Raw genomic sequence first — 14,656 nt, 5'->3', positions numbered from 1 at the left:
ACCGGGCCACGGCTGCAATTATCGCCGCCGTCGCCTTTTCCGAAGATATACACGTCGCCTGCATCTGCAGGCACACCACCACACCGAGGAACCTCTCCGAATGACCGAATTTCTCCATGGCGTACAGGTCGTCAACATCGACACCGGTGCCCGCTCGATCGCCGTCGCCTCCACCAGCGTGATCGGTATCGTCGGCACCGCACCGCTGGCTGACGCCGACGCATTCCCCATCAACACTCCCGTCCTGGTGACCTCGCCGTCGCAGGCGGCCAAGCTGTCGACCAAGGCCGGCACCGAAGCCGGCACCCTGCCGGGCGCACTGGACGCGATCTTCGACCAGTCGTCGGCGGTCGTGGTCGTGATCCGTGTCGAGAGCGGCGCCTCCGACAGTGCCACCCTGGCCAATGTCCTGGGCGGCGTGAACGGACAAACCGGCGCGTACTCTGGCGTGCACGCACTGCTCGCCGCCAAGTCCATCGTCGGCGTGAAGCCGCGCATCCTGGTGGCACCGGGCTTCACCCACGTGCATCCGGCCGACCCGGCCAGCCCGGACACCGTGCTCGCCAACCCTGTCGTCGCCGAGCTGCTCGGCATCGCCGACAAGCTGCGCGCGATCATCATCAAGGATGGCCCGAACAGCAACGACGATGCGGCCAAGACCACCACCGCACTGACTGGTTCCAAGCGTGTCTACGTGGTCGATCCGGCCGTGCTGGTGCAGCAGGGTGAAGCGATCATCAGCCGCTATGCCTCTGGTGCCGTGGCCGGCGCCATCGCACGCAGCGACAACGAACGCGGCTGGTGGGCGTCGCCGTCCAACCAGGAGCTGTATGGCATCGTCGGTACGGCACGTGCGATCGACTTCGGCCTGTCCGATGCGACCAGCCGCGCCAACCTGCTGAACCAGGCCAACGTGGCGACCGTCATCCGCGAAGGTGGCTTCCGCCTGTGGGGCAACCGCACCGCCAGCATCGATCCGAAGTGGCAGTTCCTGTGCGTGGTGCGCACCGCCGACATCATCGCCGACAGCCTGGAGGCTGCCCACCTGTGGGCCGTCGACCGCGGCATCAGCAAGACCTACGTCGATGACGTGCGCGAGGGCGTCAATGCCTTCCTGCGCGGCCTGAAGACGCAGGGCGCGATCCTCGGTGGCAACTGCTGGATCGACCCCGAACTGAACGCAGCGGACAGCGTGGCCCAGGGCCGCTTCTACTGGGACTTCGACTTCACCCCGACCTACCCGGGTGAGCAGCTGACCTTCCGCATGCACATGAACAACAACTACGTCTCGGAGATCTTCTAAGCATGGCGCGCAAGATCCGCAAGAACTTCAACTTCTACGTCGACGGAAAGGGCTTTGCCGGCAGCGTGATGTCCTTCACTGCCCCCAAGCTGTCGCTGAAGACCGAGGACTTCCAGGCCGGCGGCATGCTTGCCCCGACGGAGATCGTGCTCGGCCACGACAAGCTGACCGCCGAGGTCACCTTCGCGTCCGATGACGCGGAGATCATGTCCAAGTTCCACGTCATCGAGAGCAAGGAGTACGGCTTCACCGCCCGCGAGGCGCTGGAAGCCGACGATGGCTCGGTCACCTCGGTCGTGCACAACATGCGCGGCAAGGTGAAGACCCTCGACCGCGGCGAAACCAAGGTCGGCGAGAAGGGCACGGTCAAGGTCTCCCTGGCACTGAGCTACTACAAGCTGACCCATGGCGTGCAGGTCGTGCAGGAGATCGACGTGACCAACATGATCGCCCGCCAGGGCGGCGTGGACGCACTGGCCGGCATCCGCGGCGCACTGGGCATCTGATCCCCGGCACCGCTTCAACGAACACGGGGGCGCACAGCGCCCCCGGATCCACCGCATCTCCATCGATATCCGGGAACACATCCATGTCCAGCAAGACCAAGACCAGCGCCGATACCGTCATCGAACGCGACGGCTATGCCGAAATCACCCTTTCCCGCCCGCGCCAGGTCAACGGCGTGGACACTGCCGTGCTGCGCATGCGCGAACCGACCGTGGAAGACATGGAGCGCTACCAGGACGACAAGGGCACCGACGCCCAGCGTGAAGTGCGCATGATCGCCAACCTGTGCGAGATCGCACCTGACGACGTTCGCAAGATGCCGCTGCGCGACTACGCCCGCCTGCAGGCCGGCGTCGCGCTTTTTACCACCTGACCCTGCCGCAGATCAGGCAGGGAGCGCTCGCCCTGGCCGGTCACACCGGCTGGGGCCTGCGCGAAATCATGACGCTGCGGGTGTCGAAGTTCATCTGGTGGATACAGGGATTGCCGGTACATGGCGAGTAACGTTCAAACGACAACGATCACGATCGGCGGCTCGGTTTCGCGGTCGCTGCAGGACGCATTGTCCTTCAGCAACGATGGCCTGAAGCGCCTCGGCGATGAAGCCGACAAGCTCGAGCGCAAGCTGAGTGTGATGGGCAGGCAGAGCAACGCGTTCGCCCGCATGCGCGCCGAGGCCGATGCATTGCGCGCTTCGCAGGAAGCTCTGCAGCGGATTGAAGACAAGCGCACGGCAAATCTGGAGAAGCGCGAGAAGCTGGGCTCGGCCTTCGGCGATGCGCGCGGCATGCTCGGCAGCGCCATCACCACGCTGGCCAAACCGGTGGAGAACGCCGCCGGCTTCGCGCGCGAGAACCAGGCCATCGGCAACGCCGCCAACCTCACCCGTGCGCAGGTCGCGGCACTGGGCCAGACCATCCTTGCCGAATCCAGCCGTACCCACCAGGGCGCGGGCGAGCTGCAGCGTGCAGTCAGCCAGCTGGTCGCCGCAGGCCTGGATGCGCAGACCGCGCAGTCCAATCTGGGCGCAATTGGCCGCACCACCACCGCTACCGGCGAGAGCATCGACGACGTCACGGCGGCGGCGTCGGGTCTGCAGCAGGCGCTGAAGATCAATCCGTCCGGCCTGCAGTCGGCACTGGATGTGCTGGTCGTGGCAGGCAAGAACGGCGGCCTTGGCCTGAAGGACATGGCCGGTGCACTCCCGGTTCTCGGCAGCGCATTCCAGTCGTTGCAGATGCATGGCAATGCGGCTGCGGCCACCATGGGCGCAGCGCTGGACGTCGCCCGGCAAGGAGCCGGTGGTGCGGACGAAGCGGCCGGCAACATGCAGCGCTTCATGGCCAGCATCCTCTCGCCCGACCTGCAGGCCCGCGCCAAGAAGGGCTTCAAACTGGATCTGCGCAAGATCATCAGCGAAGCACAGAGCAGCGGTGGCAATCCGTTCGACGCGGCGATGCAGGCAATCATCCAGGCCACCGCCGGCGACCAGACGAAGATCGGCAAACTGTTCGGCGATGCACAGGCGCAGAACTTCGTACGCCCGATGATCCAGAACTGGGATGAGTACATCCGCATCCGCGACAAAGCACTGAACACGTCGGCAGGCACCACCGACAGCGGCTTCGCGGCCAAGCTGCAGACCGATCCGGAAAAGATCGAGGGCGCGAAGATCGCCGTGGACAACCTGTCCAAGGCCTTCGGTGCCGCGCTGCTGCCGGCGGTGGGCGAAGCGGCGCTGAAGCTGACCGAACTGCTGAACGGCGTTGCGTCGTTCGTGCAGGAAAACCCCAAGCTGATCGCCAACACCACCCAGGTCGTGGTCGGCCTGCTGGGCATGCGTACCGCTGTGCTCGGCGTGCGCTACGCCTGGACATTCCTGCAGGGCCCGATCCTGGCGGTGCAGAAGGCCTTCGAGCTGTTCCGCGGCGGCAGCCTGCTGGCGCAGATGGGGCAGTTCGGCCCCACTGCCATGCGCCTGGCGTCGGGCTTCCGCGTGGTCGCCACCGCCGTGGGCGCCATCGGGGGTGGCCCCATCGCCATCGCGGTCGCCGCCATCACCGCCGGCGCGCTGCTGGTGCGCAAGTACTGGGAGCCGATCAAGGCCTTCCTCGGTGGCGTCTGGGATGGCCTCAGCGGCGCAGGAACCGCCGCCATGGGCGAACTGATGCGCGCCGTCGAGCCGCTGCGTCCAGCCTGGGAGGTCATGGCTGGGCTGATCGGCCAGGCTTGGGACTGGCTGTCGAAGATGCTGGAACCGGCGCAGTACACCGGCAACGAACTGTCACGCGTCGCGGAGATCGGCTCGCTGGTGGGCGAAGCGTTGCTGACCAACTTCCGCATGGTCATCCAGGTCATCGGTGGCGTCGTGCAGACCGTGGTCTGGCTGGGTGAAATGCTCGGCATCGCTGCCGGCTGGATCACCGTTACGTTGGGCGGTGCCTGGGACGCGATCATGGCATCGGCAGGCGCGGCCATCGACTGGATCATGGGCAAGCTGCAGCCGTTGCTCGATGGCATCAGTTGGGTGTCGGAGAAGGTGGGCGGTGGTCTGGGCTTCCTCAAGGACAAGGCCGTCGAAGGTGCCGGCATCGCCATGGACCGCGCAAGCATGGGCAAGGCGGTCTACGGCTCCATGGCAGCCAACGGCGGTGGTGGCATCGGTGACATGGCGCGCGTGGCATACGCGGTCGGCACCAATGACAACGACGGTCTCAAGCGCCGCATGACAGACCTGGGAGGCGCGCAGCAAGGTCGCCAGGCACCACCGATGCCCTCCTCCACCACCGCACGTGCACCCACCACCGTGCAGCAGCAACAGACCAACAACATCACCATCCACCAGCAACCGGGTGAATCCAGCGAGGCCCTGGCGCGGCGAACCGCCAACGCCCTGCAACACCAGCAGGCCGTGCAGGCCCGCGCCACTCTGGGAGACAGGAACTAAGCATGAAGCGCGAGTTCGTAACCGGCGCAGTAGACAAGCTGCTGTCGCAATTCAAAAGCAATGACTCCGGCAACGCACCGGTGCTGCTGATGCTGGGCGGCTTCAAGTTCAGCCTCAACACCGCGGTATTCCAGCAGATCCAGCAATCCAACGATTTCCGCTGGCAGGCCCAGGATCGCGTCGGGCAGATGGCTGCACTGCAGTACACCGGCCCGGGCTCGGCCACCATGACACTGCCAGGCATTGTCTACCCGCTGTTCCGTGGCGCCGGCAACGAGATGTCGCAACTGCGCAAGCTGGCCAGCCAAGGGAAACCGCGGCGTCTGCTGACCGGCAAGGGCGGCAACCTGGGTCTGTGGGTCATCGAGAAAATCGATGTCACCTCCAGCGAATTCACCGTCGACAGCCAGATCCAGAAGCAGGACTTCACACTCACTCTGCGGAAACACAGCGATGGCACGAACGTATAACACCCGCGACGGCGACGTCGTCGACCGCATTGCCTACGCGCACTATGGCGAACAGTCACCGGCGATCCTGCGCGCGGTGTTCGATGCAAACCCCGGTCTGGCCGCGCGCGGCCCTGTGCTCGATGCAGGCGTGTCGATTGTCCTGCCGGAGGCGCAGCGCCCCGCCAATGAACGCAAAGGGGTATCACTGTGGGATTGAACATCGCACCCGCGTTCCGCGTGGTGGCCAACAGCCAGGACATCACCGACAAGATCATGTCGCGCATCAAGTCGCTGCGCCTCACCGACGAGACCGGCACCAGCGCCGACATGCTGGAACTGCAGCTGGCCGACCATGAACCATCCGACCCGATCCAGCTGCCGCCGGTCGGCGCGGAGCTGGAAGTCTTCATCGGCTACGACGGGGAGGTACGTCGCATGGGCATGTACGTCTGCAATGAGGTGGAGATTTCCGGCTACCCGGGCAGCATGACACTGCGCGCCCACGCGGCGCCCTTCGAAACCAGCAAGGGCGGCAAGAACGATCTGCAGACGCAGAAGACGCGCACCTGGAAAAAGGGCACGACGATTGGCGACATGGTCAAGCGGATGGCCGCCGAACACGGACTGACTGCTGCGGTGAGCGCGTCGCTGGCATCCATCGTGCTGCCGCTGACCGTGCAGTCACAGGAGTCGGACATGAACCTGCTGCTGCGCCTGTCCAAGCAGCACGACGCGATCGCCAAGCCGGGTGGTGGCCGACTGGTGCTGGTCAAACGTGGCGAATCGACCACCGCCAGCGGCGAACGCATTCCGGATGTGACCCTCACCCCGGCCGATGGCAGCAGCTACCGCGTCACCATCACTGCGCGTGACGATGCCGGCACCACCATCGCCTACTACCGCGATGTGCGTGGCGCACAGCGCCAGGAAGTGAAGGTGGGCAGTGGCGAGCCGATCGTGCGCCTGCGCATGGCCTATGCCGACCGCGAAACCGCCGAAGCCGCCGCGCGCGCCAAACATCGCGAGCAGGCCCGGCAGACGCGTACGCTGAGCTACAGCCTTCCTGGCCGCGAAACGCTGATGGCCGAGGCTACGGTGGTCATGCAGGGCTTCCGCGATGGCGTGGATGGCGAGTGGCTGGTGAAGCGCGCCGAGCACAACATCGGCAGCGATGGTTATCGCACCAGCATCGAGTGCGAACAGCCCAACAGCGCTGAATCAGTGAAGGCCGCCAGCAGTGCAGCAATCAAGCAGACCCCGCAGGTGGGCAGCGAAGTGTAGATCCACGCCACGCGTGGATTGGCCCCCTAGCCCCTGCCGGGCTCTCGGCACCCAAGGTGCCAGATCGGCAAGAGATAAGATCCACGCCATGCGCGGATGCTCTTCGCACATCAACTCACGTACTGCGCCTGGCCGCTACCGAACGACCAGTTCTCCTTCTTCACTTCCACCAGGTTGATGAACACCTCCTCGCGGCGGATACCCACCGCCGCGTGCAGACCGTCGGCAATACCGGCATACAGCGCCTTCTTCTGCTCCAGCGTGCGTCCTTCGTTCCAGGTGATCTGGATGCAGATGAAGTCATCGCTGCGGGCGATGCCCAGGTAACCCGGGTCGTACACCAGCGTGCTGGCGTCGTGCTCCTGGAAAATCTGGAAGCGATCGTTTTCCGGCACGCCGACAGCGCGCATGGCCTGGTAGATCGCTTCGCCGACACGTTGGCGGTACTCGACGGATTTACCTTTGCGAAGATCGATGCGGGCGATCAGCAGATTGGCGGCCTCCATCGAAACCGGCTGCTGCTGAGCGCTCGCCAGATCGCGCGTGCCGCGCAGACAGGGCTCGGCGATGCGATCACCACCGTAGGTAAAGAAACCCGGTTGAATCGCAAGCAACAAAAAAGCCCCCATCGCTGGAGGCTTTTTTCGTTCTGCAACATGGTGGGCGGTACAGGGATCGAACCTGTGACCCTTGCCGTGTGAAGGCAATGCTCTACCGCTGAGCTAACCGCCCGGTGTGTTGCTGAGCCGCTCATTATAGGGCGGTTTTTCAGGGCGTCAACACCTTTTCACATCGTGTTTCCCGGCCCATTTCCCCATCAGCCAGGCATGGCCTGGCTCTACTGAGAAGCGCGATCCGCACCCATCACATCGTATGGGTCGGCTTGTCCGAACCGGTCAGGCCGGCCAGGATCGTCTCGATCTTGTGCCGCACGGTCTCACCTTCCTGGCCGTCTGCCAGCTGCACGCCGATGCCGGCCGTGCGGTTGCCCTGCGCTCCGGCCGGGGTCACCCAGATCACCTTGCCGGCCACCGGCAGGCGCTCGCTGGAATCAGGCAGGGTGAGCAGCAGGAATACTTCATCGCCCAGGAAGTAACGCTTGGGCGTGGGCACGAAGATGCCGCCGTTCTTCACGAACGGCATGTACGCGCTGTACAGCGCGGCTTTGTCCTTCACGGCCAGGGACAGGATGCCCTGGCGGGCGTTGCTGGCACTCATCGATTTCCCCTTGCGGCAGGCCGCTCGTTCACCTTGTTCCAGGCCAGCAGCAACTCGACCACCGCAAGGTCTGCGCGCACGGTGGTGCGCAGCAGGTCGCGGGTGCGGTTGGCCGCATCGAACCAGGCTGCAAGCTTGTGCAATCGCTCCGGCGTGGTCAAGGCATCGGTGCTGGCCTGGGCCAGCGCCAGGTCGGCGGCGAAGCGCAGGCGCAGCGCCGCGTTGTCATCGGCGCACCATTTCTGCGCCAGCTCCACCGCACCGGTCTTGCCGGCGACCAGCTGTTCCAGCTCGCGGCCGACGTCGCGACGCAGGCTCAGGCCATCTTCGCGCAGCCAGTTGTCGGCCTGCCCAGGATGACCGCGCGCTGCATCCAGCGCCTCACGCGCGGCGGCCTCGCTGTGGCCCTTCTGCTGCAGCCAGGCCAGCGCTTCTTCGCGCGGCGGCAGCTTGAATTCCAGGCGCTGGCAGCGGCTGCGCACGGTCTGCGGCAAGCGCGCCGGGTCACTGCTGATCAACCACAGGTAACGCCCGGGCTGCGGTTCTTCGAGGGTCTTCAGCAGCGCATTGGCCGCCGAACGGTTGATGGCATCGGCCGGGTCGACGATCACCACCTGCGCCACGCCGTACTGCGGGGTCAGCGCCAGCTTGTTGGTGATCTCGCGCACCTGCTCGATCACGATCTCGGTGCGCAGCTTGTCGCCGCTCTTGTTCGGAATGAAGCTGATCAGCTGCAGGTCGGGATGCGTGCCGGCGGCAATCAGCTGCCGGGTGCGGGTGGCGTGCGCGGCATCGCCGCGTGCCAGCACATGATCGGCCAGCGCGAGGGCCACCTCACGCTTGCCCAACCCGGCCGGGCCGCAGATCAGCAGGCCATGGCCCAGCCGATCAGCATCCAAGGCGGCTATGGTCTGGTCGAACGCTCGCTGCTGCCAGGGCGAAAACGTACTCATGCACCCTCCCCTTGCTGCAGCCAGCGTTCGACACGCGCGACCACATCAGCAGCCACGCGTTCCTGCACCTGGCCGGCATCGACCAGCGCGAAGCGCTGCGGGTCCTGCTGTGCGCGGCTGCGGAACACCTCGCGCACGCGCTGGAAGAAATCGTCCTGCTCGCTCTCGATGCGGTCCGGCCACAGATCGCGGCCGTTGGCACGCGCGCGGCCAACGGCCACATCTACGTCCAGCAGCAGGGTCAAACCGGGTAGCAGGCCCACGGCGCGGCGCTCCAGGTCGGCGATCCACTGCGGGTCCAGGCCGCGGCCACCGCCCTGGTAGGCGTAGCTGGAATCGGTGAAGCGATCGCTGAGCACGTAGGCGCCGCGCTGCAACGCCGGCTGGATCACCTGACGCACATGCTGCGCACGTGCGGCGAACACCAGCAGCAGTTCGGCCTCGGCACTGAGCGGCTCGGCAGCAATCTCGGCATCGGGCTTCAGCACCAGCCCGCGGATGCGCTCGGCCAGCGGCGTGCCACCGGGCTCGCGGGTCAGTACGACCTCATGGCCGTGGCCGCGCAGGCACTCGCGGATGGCGTTGATGGCCGTGGTCTTGCCCGCGCCCTCGCCGCCTTCCAGGCTGACGAAACGGGGATGGCGAAGCAGCGCGGAACTCATTGCGCCGGGGTCTCCTTGGTGCGTTGCTGGCGCAGCTGCTGCAGGTAGCGGGCTACGGCGGCGTTGTGTTTGTCCAGGCTGGGCGAGAACACGTGCGCGCCACTGCCATCACCCACGGCGACGAAGTACAGCGCATCGCCCGGTGCTGGTTGCGCAGCAGCCATCAGCGCGTCACGGCTGGGCATGGCGATCGGGGTCGGGGTCAGGCCAGACCGGGTGTAGGTGTTGTACGGCGTATCGGTGGTCAGGTCACGTCGGCGGATATTGCCGTCATACGCCGCACCGATGCCGTAGATCACGGTCGGGTCGGTCTGCAGGCGCATGCCGATCTTCAGGCGGCGCATGAACACGCCGGCAATCTGTGGCCGCTCGCTGGCCAGTGCGGTTTCCTTTTCGATGATCGACGCCATCGTCAGCAACTCATACGGCGTATTGATCGGCAGATCCGGGGCGCGGCTTTCCCAGGCTTCATCCAGCGCCTTCTCCATCGCGCCGTGGGCGCGCTTGAGCACGTCCAGGTCGCTGTCGCCGCGCTGGTAGACGTAGGTCTCCGGCAGGAAGCGGCCTTCCGGATGCTGGCCAGCGAAACCAAGGCGGTCCATCAGCGCTGCGTCATCGAGGGTGTCGGTGGTGTGCAGCAGCGGATCGGCACGCTTGAGCGCAGCGCGCAGCTGGCGGATGTTCCAGCCTTCGATGATGGTGACGCGGTGCTGCAGTACCTTGCCGGCGCGCATGCGCAGCAGCAGCTCGCGCGGGGTCAGGTCCTTGCTCAGTGCGTACTCGCCCACCTTCAGCTTGCCGGCGGCGTCGAGCTGCCGCGCCAGCAGCTGCCATTGGGTGTCCTGGCCCTCGTCCACACCGGCCTCGCGCAGCTTGCGCAGCACGCTGTTCATGCCATCGCCGCTGGCGATGACCACGCTGTCCGCACTGGGGGTCAACGGCACGTCGGCAAACTGGGTCTGCTTGTAGAAGAACCACGCGCCCGCGCCAGCCACGATGGCGGCCAGCACCAGCAGCAGCGTTACCACCCACAGACACCCGCGCTTGGCTCCCGCCATGGACTACCTCTGAACTCGATTCCGTCGTGCAGGATACCGTGCCGGGTGGCGTGGGGTCATGACCGGGGGCACGCGTCCGTGCCGACCAACGGTCGGCACCCACCCACCCACCATCTCCAGTAGATCCACGCCATGCGTGGTTGGACATGGTAGTGCCGGCCGCTGGCCGGCAATCGCGCGGATCGTGGGTGCAGGAGGTTGCCGGCCAGCGGCCGGCACTACCCCTGCTGCCCCAGCGCCCGCAGCAGGCCGCGCGCCTTGGCCCGGGTTTCGTCCAGTTCCTTGTCCGGGTCCGAATCGACCACGATGCCGGCTCCGGTGCGGAAGCTGACCTCGTTGCCGTCCACTTCGGCGGTGCGGATCAGGATGTTCAGGTCCAGGTCGCCATCGCGGTTCAGCCAGCCGAACGCACCGGTGTACGCGCCGCGCGGCACCTGCTCCAGCTCGCTGATGATCTGCATGCAGCGCACCTTCGGGCAGCCGGTGATGGTGCCGCCAGGGAAAGTGGCGGCGATCACTTCGCCTGGGGTCACGTCCGCGCGCAGGTGGCCGCTGACGTTGCTGACGATGTGGTGCACGTGGGCGTAGCTTTCCACGGTCATCAGCTCATCCACGACGACCGTGCCGGGCAGGCAGATGCGCCCCAGGTCATTGCGCTCCAGGTCGATCAGCATCACGTGCTCGGCGCGCTCCTTGGGATGGCCGACCAGCTCCTGGATGCGCGCGGCATCGTCGTCGCCCTCGAAGCGCGGGCGGGTGCCGGCGATCGGGCGGGTCTGCGCGTGGCCGCCATGCACCGATACCAGCCGTTCCGGCGACGAGCTGACCACATGCCGGCCGTGCGCACTGAACAGGCCGGCAAACGGCGCCGGATTGGCCCGTCGCAGCTGCGCGTACAGCGCCTGCGGGCTGACCGGCGCTGCGAAGTGTGCGCTCCAGCGCCGCGACAGGTTCACCTGGAACACATCGCCAGCGCGCAGGTACTCGATCACCCGGCGCACGCCCTCGGTGAAGCGCTGCGGCTCGTCTTCGCTGACCGACTGCGGCGGCTGCCAGCCCTGCCCGGCCTGCGGCAGTTCGCCGGCCACCAAGGCGACCAGCGTGTCCAGCAGCGCCTGCTCGCCCGCCTCGGCAATGAGGAAACTGGTGTCGGCCTGGTGGTCATGCAGCACGGCGGCCGGGCAGCGCAGGGCGAGCGCGGTCGGGTGACCGTCATCGCGTGCGCGCGCAGGCAGTACCGGCTCGACCTGGCTGGCCACTTCGTAATCCAGCATCAGCGCCCAGCCACCGCGGAACGGCAGCGCGTGGCCGCCGTCGTGCGGCAGGCGCTGCGCCTGCCATGCGCGGTCCAGCGCCTGCAGGAAACTGCCGGGCTGCAGCGCACCGTGCTGGTCGCGCACCTGGCCATCGGCATCCAGCTGCAGGGTATCGCCCTGCGCGGCCAGCAGCAGGCTCCAGCGGCCCTGCGCGGTACCCGAGGCGGTGGACTCCATCAGCAGCGGGAAACGCGCCGGGTCGTGCTGCTGCAGGGCCAGCAGGTCGATCGGGTGCGGCAGCGGGTGGATCAGCGGGGCGTGGGTCATGGCAGCCAGTTCGGGAGACGGATACACGGAAGCCGCCTTGCGGCGGCCTCGTGGTTGGCGGAGTCGAGCCTGGCTCGACGCTGCCGGTGCGATCAGACGCGCTTGAAGATCAGCGTGCCGTTGGTGCCGCCGAAGCCGAAGCCATTGGACATCACCACGTCGACCTTGGCCTGGCGTGCTTCGTTGGGCACGTAGTCCAGGTCGCAGCCTTCGCCCGGCTGCTGCAGGTTGATGGTCGGCGGAATCACGTTGTCGCGCATTGCCAGCACCGAGAAGATCGCTTCCACGCCGCCGGCAGCGCCGAGCAGGTGGCCGGTCATCGACTTGGTGGAGCTGACCATCATCTTGTAGGCGTGGTCGCCGAAAGCGGTCTTCATCGCCATGGTCTCACCGAGGTCGCCCAGCGGGGTCGAGGTGCCATGTGCGTTGAGGTAGCCGACCTGTTCCGGGGTGACACCCGCGTCCTTCAGGGCCATGGTCATGCAGCGCGCAGCGCCTTCGCCGTTCTCGCTCGGCGCGGTCATGTGGTACGCGTCGGAGCTGGCGCCGAAACCGGCCAGCTCGCAGTAGATCTTCGCGCCACGTGCCTTGGCGTGCTCGTACTCTTCCAGGATCAGGATGCCGGCACCGTCGCCCAGCACGAAGCCGTCACGGTCCTTGTCCCACGGGCGCGAGGCCTGTTCCGGGGCGTCGTTGCGGGTGCTCATCGCCTTCATCGCGCAGAAGCCGCCCAGCGCCGTCGGCGAGGAACCGCGTTCGGCACCGCCGGCCACCATCACGTCCGCATCGCCGTACTGGATCATGCGCATGGCGGTGCCGATGGAATGGTTGGAGGTGGCGCACGCCGAGACCGCCGAGAACGACGGGCCCTTCAGGCCGCTGATGATGCTCAGCTGGCCCGGCAGCATGTTGATGATGGTCTTGGGCACGTAGAAGGGAGAGATCTTCTTCCCTTCGTGGAACTCGATGGTCTGCTCTTCGATACCGAGCAGGCCGCCGATGCCGGCGCCAACGATGGCGCCAATGCGGTCGGCGTTGGCGTCGGTGATCTCCAGGCCCGAATCATGCAGGGCCATGAAGGCGGCACCGAGGCCGTAATGGATGAACGGGTCCATCTTCTTGGCATCCTTGCCGCTGACCCGGTACTTGCCGAACAGTTCGTTGTCGGCAGTGATGTCAAAGCCTTTGACCTCACCTGCGATCTTGGTGGTGAACCGTTCCAGGTAGGCATCAGAAACGTTGGTCAGCGGACCGATGCCCGAACGACCGTGGGTGATGCCTTCCCAGCTGCTGGCCAGATCATTGCCCAACGGCGAGACCATACCCAGGCCGGTTACGACGACGCGACGCTTCATTGCTGATTCTCCTGACCCGAACGTTCTTTGCGGGTAACGCGGTTTACTTCGGTGTGGTACGCAAACACACGGGGCCGCAAACAGCGGCCCCATGGGGTGTCGTGCGCGCCGAGCTCAACGCCCGCGCGCGCACTGACGTCCTGCATCAGGCCTTGACGTGGGCCGTGATGTAGGTGATCGCAGCCTGCACGGTGCTGATCTTCTCGGCTTCTTCGTCCGGGATCTCGCACTCGAATTCTTCTTCCAGCGCCATCACCAGCTCGACGGTGTCCAGCGAGTCAGCGCCCAGGTCATCGACGAACGATGCGCTGTTGGTGACTTCTTCTTCCTTGACGCCAAGCTGTTCGATGACGATTTTCTTGACGCGTTCTTCGATGGTGCTCATGGGATATCGCTCCAGATGGAGTAGTGGTTCAAAAGTGGTCGCCATCAAAGGCGATGGCCGTGGGATAGTGTAGTGGAAACCGGCGTGACCTTGCATTGCAGCAAAAATCCTCGCAGATCAACCACTTGCGGCGCGATCCCTGCGCCCCTTGCTTACGGCATGTACATGCCGCCGTTCACATGGAGAGTTTCGCCGGTGATGTAGCCGGCAGCCGGGCTGGCCAGGAAGGCCACCGCATGGGCGATGTCCTCCGGCGAACCCAGGCGTTCGAGGGCAATGTCGCCGATCAGCGCGGTACGCGCTTCTTCCGGCAGCGCCTTGGTCATGTCGGTGTCGATGAACCCCGGCGCGACCACATTGACGGTGACGCCGCGCGAGCCGATTTCCTTGGCCAGCGACTTGGAGAAACCGATGATGCCGGCCTTGGCGGCGGCATAGTTGGCCTGGCCGGCGTTGCCGGTCACGCCCACCACCGAGGCGATGTTGATGATGCGGCCCTTGCGCGCCTTCATCATGCCGCGCAGGACGGCCTTGCTGGTGCGGAACACGCTGGTCAGGTTGGTGTCGATGATCGACGCCCAATCGTCTTCCTTCATGCGCATCAGCAGGTTGTCGCGGGTGATGCCGGCGTTGTTGACCAGGATCGAGATCGGGCCGAATTCCTTGGCGATGCCGTCAAGCACGGCGTCGAGCGCGGCAGCGTCGGTGACGTTCAGCGCGCGGCCGTGACCGCCGTGGGCGGCCAGACGCTCGCCGATCGCGGCGGCGCCGGAATCGGTCGTGGCGGTGCCGATGACGGTGGCGCCCTGGGCGGCCAGCAGATCGGCGATGGCGGCACCAATGCCACGGCTGGCACCGGTGACCAGTGCGATTTCACCCTGCAGGGGCTTGCTCATGATGTTTTCCTCAGGCTGGGGCGGCCGCCGCACCCGTGCCGCTTGCAGCGGCCACC

General features: G+C 66.0%; 16 protein-coding genes and 1 tRNA gene. 7 read left to right on the top strand and 10 right to left on the bottom strand.

What is annotated here, in order from left to right:
• Positions 1 to 100: 100 nt before the first annotated feature.
• From ACQ5SA_RS06545 to ACQ5SA_RS06515, 7 genes are all read left to right on the top strand, one after another.
• Complete coding sequence (locus ACQ5SA_RS06545; RefSeq protein ID WP_499313549.1) at positions 101 to 1,303, top strand: phage tail sheath C-terminal domain-containing protein; 1,203 nt, start codon at positions 101 to 103, stop codon at positions 1,301 to 1,303.
• 2 nt (positions 1,304 to 1,305) lie between these two features.
• On the top strand, positions 1,306 to 1,809 hold the full coding sequence (locus tag ACQ5SA_RS06540; protein WP_093817501.1) for a phage major tail tube protein: 504 nt from the start codon (positions 1,306 to 1,308) through the stop codon (positions 1,807 to 1,809).
• A gap of 83 nt (positions 1,810 to 1,892) precedes the next feature.
• On the top strand, positions 1,893 to 2,183 hold the full coding sequence (locus ACQ5SA_RS06535) for a phage tail assembly protein (RefSeq protein WP_089239186.1): 291 nt from the start codon (positions 1,893 to 1,895) through the stop codon (positions 2,181 to 2,183).
• Positions 2,184 to 2,303: 120 nt separating this feature from the next.
• Complete coding sequence (locus tag ACQ5SA_RS06530; protein WP_499313546.1) at positions 2,304 to 4,757, top strand: phage tail tape measure protein; 2,454 nt, start codon at positions 2,304 to 2,306, stop codon at positions 4,755 to 4,757.
• Positions 4,758 to 4,759: 2 nt separating this feature from the next.
• On the top strand, positions 4,760 to 5,227 hold the full coding sequence (locus ACQ5SA_RS06525; RefSeq protein WP_499313544.1) for a phage tail protein: 468 nt from the start codon (positions 4,760 to 4,762) through the stop codon (positions 5,225 to 5,227).
• Entirely contained in the window at positions 5,211 to 5,426 is a 216-nt protein-coding gene (locus tag ACQ5SA_RS06520; RefSeq protein ID WP_499313542.1) for a tail protein X, read from the top strand. The genes ACQ5SA_RS06525 and ACQ5SA_RS06520 overlap by 17 nt, the downstream gene beginning before the upstream one ends.
• Complete coding sequence (locus ACQ5SA_RS06515; RefSeq protein ID WP_230109605.1) at positions 5,417 to 6,490, top strand: phage late control D family protein; 1,074 nt, start codon at positions 5,417 to 5,419, stop codon at positions 6,488 to 6,490. Before ACQ5SA_RS06520 ends, ACQ5SA_RS06515 begins: the two co-directional genes overlap by 10 nt.
• Positions 6,491 to 6,600: 110 nt before the next feature.
• Here the strand turns inward: ACQ5SA_RS06515 and ACQ5SA_RS06510 are convergent, their stop codons facing one another.
• The 10 genes from ACQ5SA_RS06510 to fabG all read right to left on the bottom strand — a co-directional run bounded on the left by ACQ5SA_RS06510 (position 6,601) and on the right by fabG (position 14,600).
• Positions 6,601 to 6,981: a tautomerase family protein gene (locus ACQ5SA_RS06510; protein WP_353099615.1), complete on the bottom strand. Its 381-nt coding sequence runs from the start codon at positions 6,979 to 6,981 to the stop codon at positions 6,601 to 6,603.
• Between the two features lie 166 nt (positions 6,982 to 7,147).
• Positions 7,148 to 7,222: transfer RNA gene (locus ACQ5SA_RS06505), tRNA-Val, on the bottom strand.
• Positions 7,223 to 7,354: 132 nt separating this feature from the next.
• Positions 7,355 to 7,708, bottom strand: coding sequence for a PilZ domain-containing protein (locus ACQ5SA_RS06500; protein ID WP_025874071.1), 354 nt, complete (start codon positions 7,706 to 7,708; stop codon positions 7,355 to 7,357).
• Positions 7,705 to 8,661, bottom strand: coding sequence for a DNA polymerase III subunit delta' (locus tag ACQ5SA_RS06495; RefSeq protein ID WP_230109599.1), 957 nt, complete (start codon positions 8,659 to 8,661; stop codon positions 7,705 to 7,707). The genes ACQ5SA_RS06500 and ACQ5SA_RS06495 overlap by 4 nt, the downstream gene beginning before the upstream one ends.
• Entirely contained in the window at positions 8,658 to 9,323 is a 666-nt protein-coding gene (gene tmk / locus ACQ5SA_RS06490; protein ID WP_230109597.1) for a dTMP kinase, read from the bottom strand. The genes ACQ5SA_RS06495 and tmk overlap by 4 nt, the downstream gene beginning before the upstream one ends.
• Positions 9,320 to 10,381 carry an endolytic transglycosylase MltG gene (mltG, locus tag ACQ5SA_RS06485; RefSeq protein ID WP_499313540.1) on the bottom strand — a complete coding sequence of 354 codons (1,062 nt, stop codon included), beginning with the start codon at positions 10,379 to 10,381 and terminating at the stop codon, positions 9,320 to 9,322. The genes tmk and mltG overlap by 4 nt, the downstream gene beginning before the upstream one ends.
• 218 nt (positions 10,382 to 10,599) lie before the next feature.
• Entirely contained in the window at positions 10,600 to 11,964 is a 1,365-nt protein-coding gene (locus ACQ5SA_RS06480) for an aminodeoxychorismate synthase component I (RefSeq protein WP_499313539.1), read from the bottom strand.
• Positions 11,965 to 12,056: 92 nt separating this feature from the next.
• The gene (gene fabF, locus ACQ5SA_RS06475; RefSeq protein ID WP_100551697.1) at positions 12,057 to 13,319 is read right to left on the bottom strand and encodes a beta-ketoacyl-ACP synthase II; all 1,263 of its coding nucleotides are present in this window, start codon (positions 13,317 to 13,319) and stop codon (positions 12,057 to 12,059) included.
• Positions 13,320 to 13,464: 145 nt separating this feature from the next.
• Complete coding sequence (gene acpP / locus ACQ5SA_RS06470) at positions 13,465 to 13,704, bottom strand: acyl carrier protein (RefSeq protein ID WP_025874077.1); 240 nt, start codon at positions 13,702 to 13,704, stop codon at positions 13,465 to 13,467.
• Positions 13,705 to 13,856: 152 nt separating this feature from the next.
• A complete protein-coding gene (gene fabG / locus ACQ5SA_RS06465; protein WP_499313537.1) occupies positions 13,857 to 14,600 on the bottom strand; it encodes a 3-oxoacyl-ACP reductase FabG in 744 nt (247 codons plus the stop codon).
• Positions 14,601 to 14,656 lie beyond the last annotated feature (56 nt).

It is taken from the genome of Stenotrophomonas indicatrix, assembly GCF_050573115.1.
In the GTDB taxonomy this organism is placed as follows: domain Bacteria; phylum Pseudomonadota; class Gammaproteobacteria; order Xanthomonadales; family Xanthomonadaceae; genus Stenotrophomonas; species Stenotrophomonas lactitubi_A.
This window is presented reverse-complemented; position numbering and strand designations above follow the sequence as displayed.

Bases quoted from the DNA above. Each gene is read 5' to 3' on its own strand.
- ACQ5SA_RS06545 (WP_499313549.1), top strand. From the start codon at position 101: ATGACCGAATTTCTCCATGGCGTACAGGTCGTCAACATCGACACCGGT.
- ACQ5SA_RS06540 (WP_093817501.1), top strand. From the start codon at position 1,306: ATGGCGCGCAAGATCCGCAAGAACTTCAACTTCTACGTCGACGGAAAG.
- ACQ5SA_RS06535 (WP_089239186.1), top strand. From the start codon at position 1,893: ATGTCCAGCAAGACCAAGACCAGCGCCGATACCGTCATCGAACGCGAC.
- ACQ5SA_RS06530 (WP_499313546.1), top strand. From the start codon at position 2,304: ATGGCGAGTAACGTTCAAACGACAACGATCACGATCGGCGGCTCGGTT.
- ACQ5SA_RS06525 (WP_499313544.1), top strand. From the start codon at position 4,760: ATGAAGCGCGAGTTCGTAACCGGCGCAGTAGACAAGCTGCTGTCGCAA.
- ACQ5SA_RS06520 (WP_499313542.1), top strand. From the start codon at position 5,211: ATGGCACGAACGTATAACACCCGCGACGGCGACGTCGTCGACCGCATT.
- ACQ5SA_RS06500 (WP_025874071.1), bottom strand. From the start codon at position 7,708: ATGAGTGCCAGCAACGCCCGCCAGGGCATCCTGTCCCTGGCCGTGAAG.
- ACQ5SA_RS06495 (WP_230109599.1), bottom strand. From the start codon at position 8,661: ATGAGTACGTTTTCGCCCTGGCAGCAGCGAGCGTTCGACCAGACCATA.
- tmk (WP_230109597.1), bottom strand. From the start codon at position 9,323: ATGAGTTCCGCGCTGCTTCGCCATCCCCGTTTCGTCAGCCTGGAAGGC.
- mltG (WP_499313540.1), bottom strand. From the start codon at position 10,381: ATGGCGGGAGCCAAGCGCGGGTGTCTGTGGGTGGTAACGCTGCTGCTG.
- ACQ5SA_RS06480 (WP_499313539.1), bottom strand. From the start codon at position 11,964: ATGACCCACGCCCCGCTGATCCACCCGCTGCCGCACCCGATCGACCTG.
- fabF (WP_100551697.1), bottom strand. From the start codon at position 13,319: ATGAAGCGTCGCGTCGTCGTAACCGGCCTGGGTATGGTCTCGCCGTTG.
- acpP (WP_025874077.1), bottom strand. From the start codon at position 13,704: ATGAGCACCATCGAAGAACGCGTCAAGAAAATCGTCATCGAACAGCTT.
- fabG (WP_499313537.1), bottom strand. From the start codon at position 14,600: ATGAGCAAGCCCCTGCAGGGTGAAATCGCACTGGTCACCGGTGCCAGC.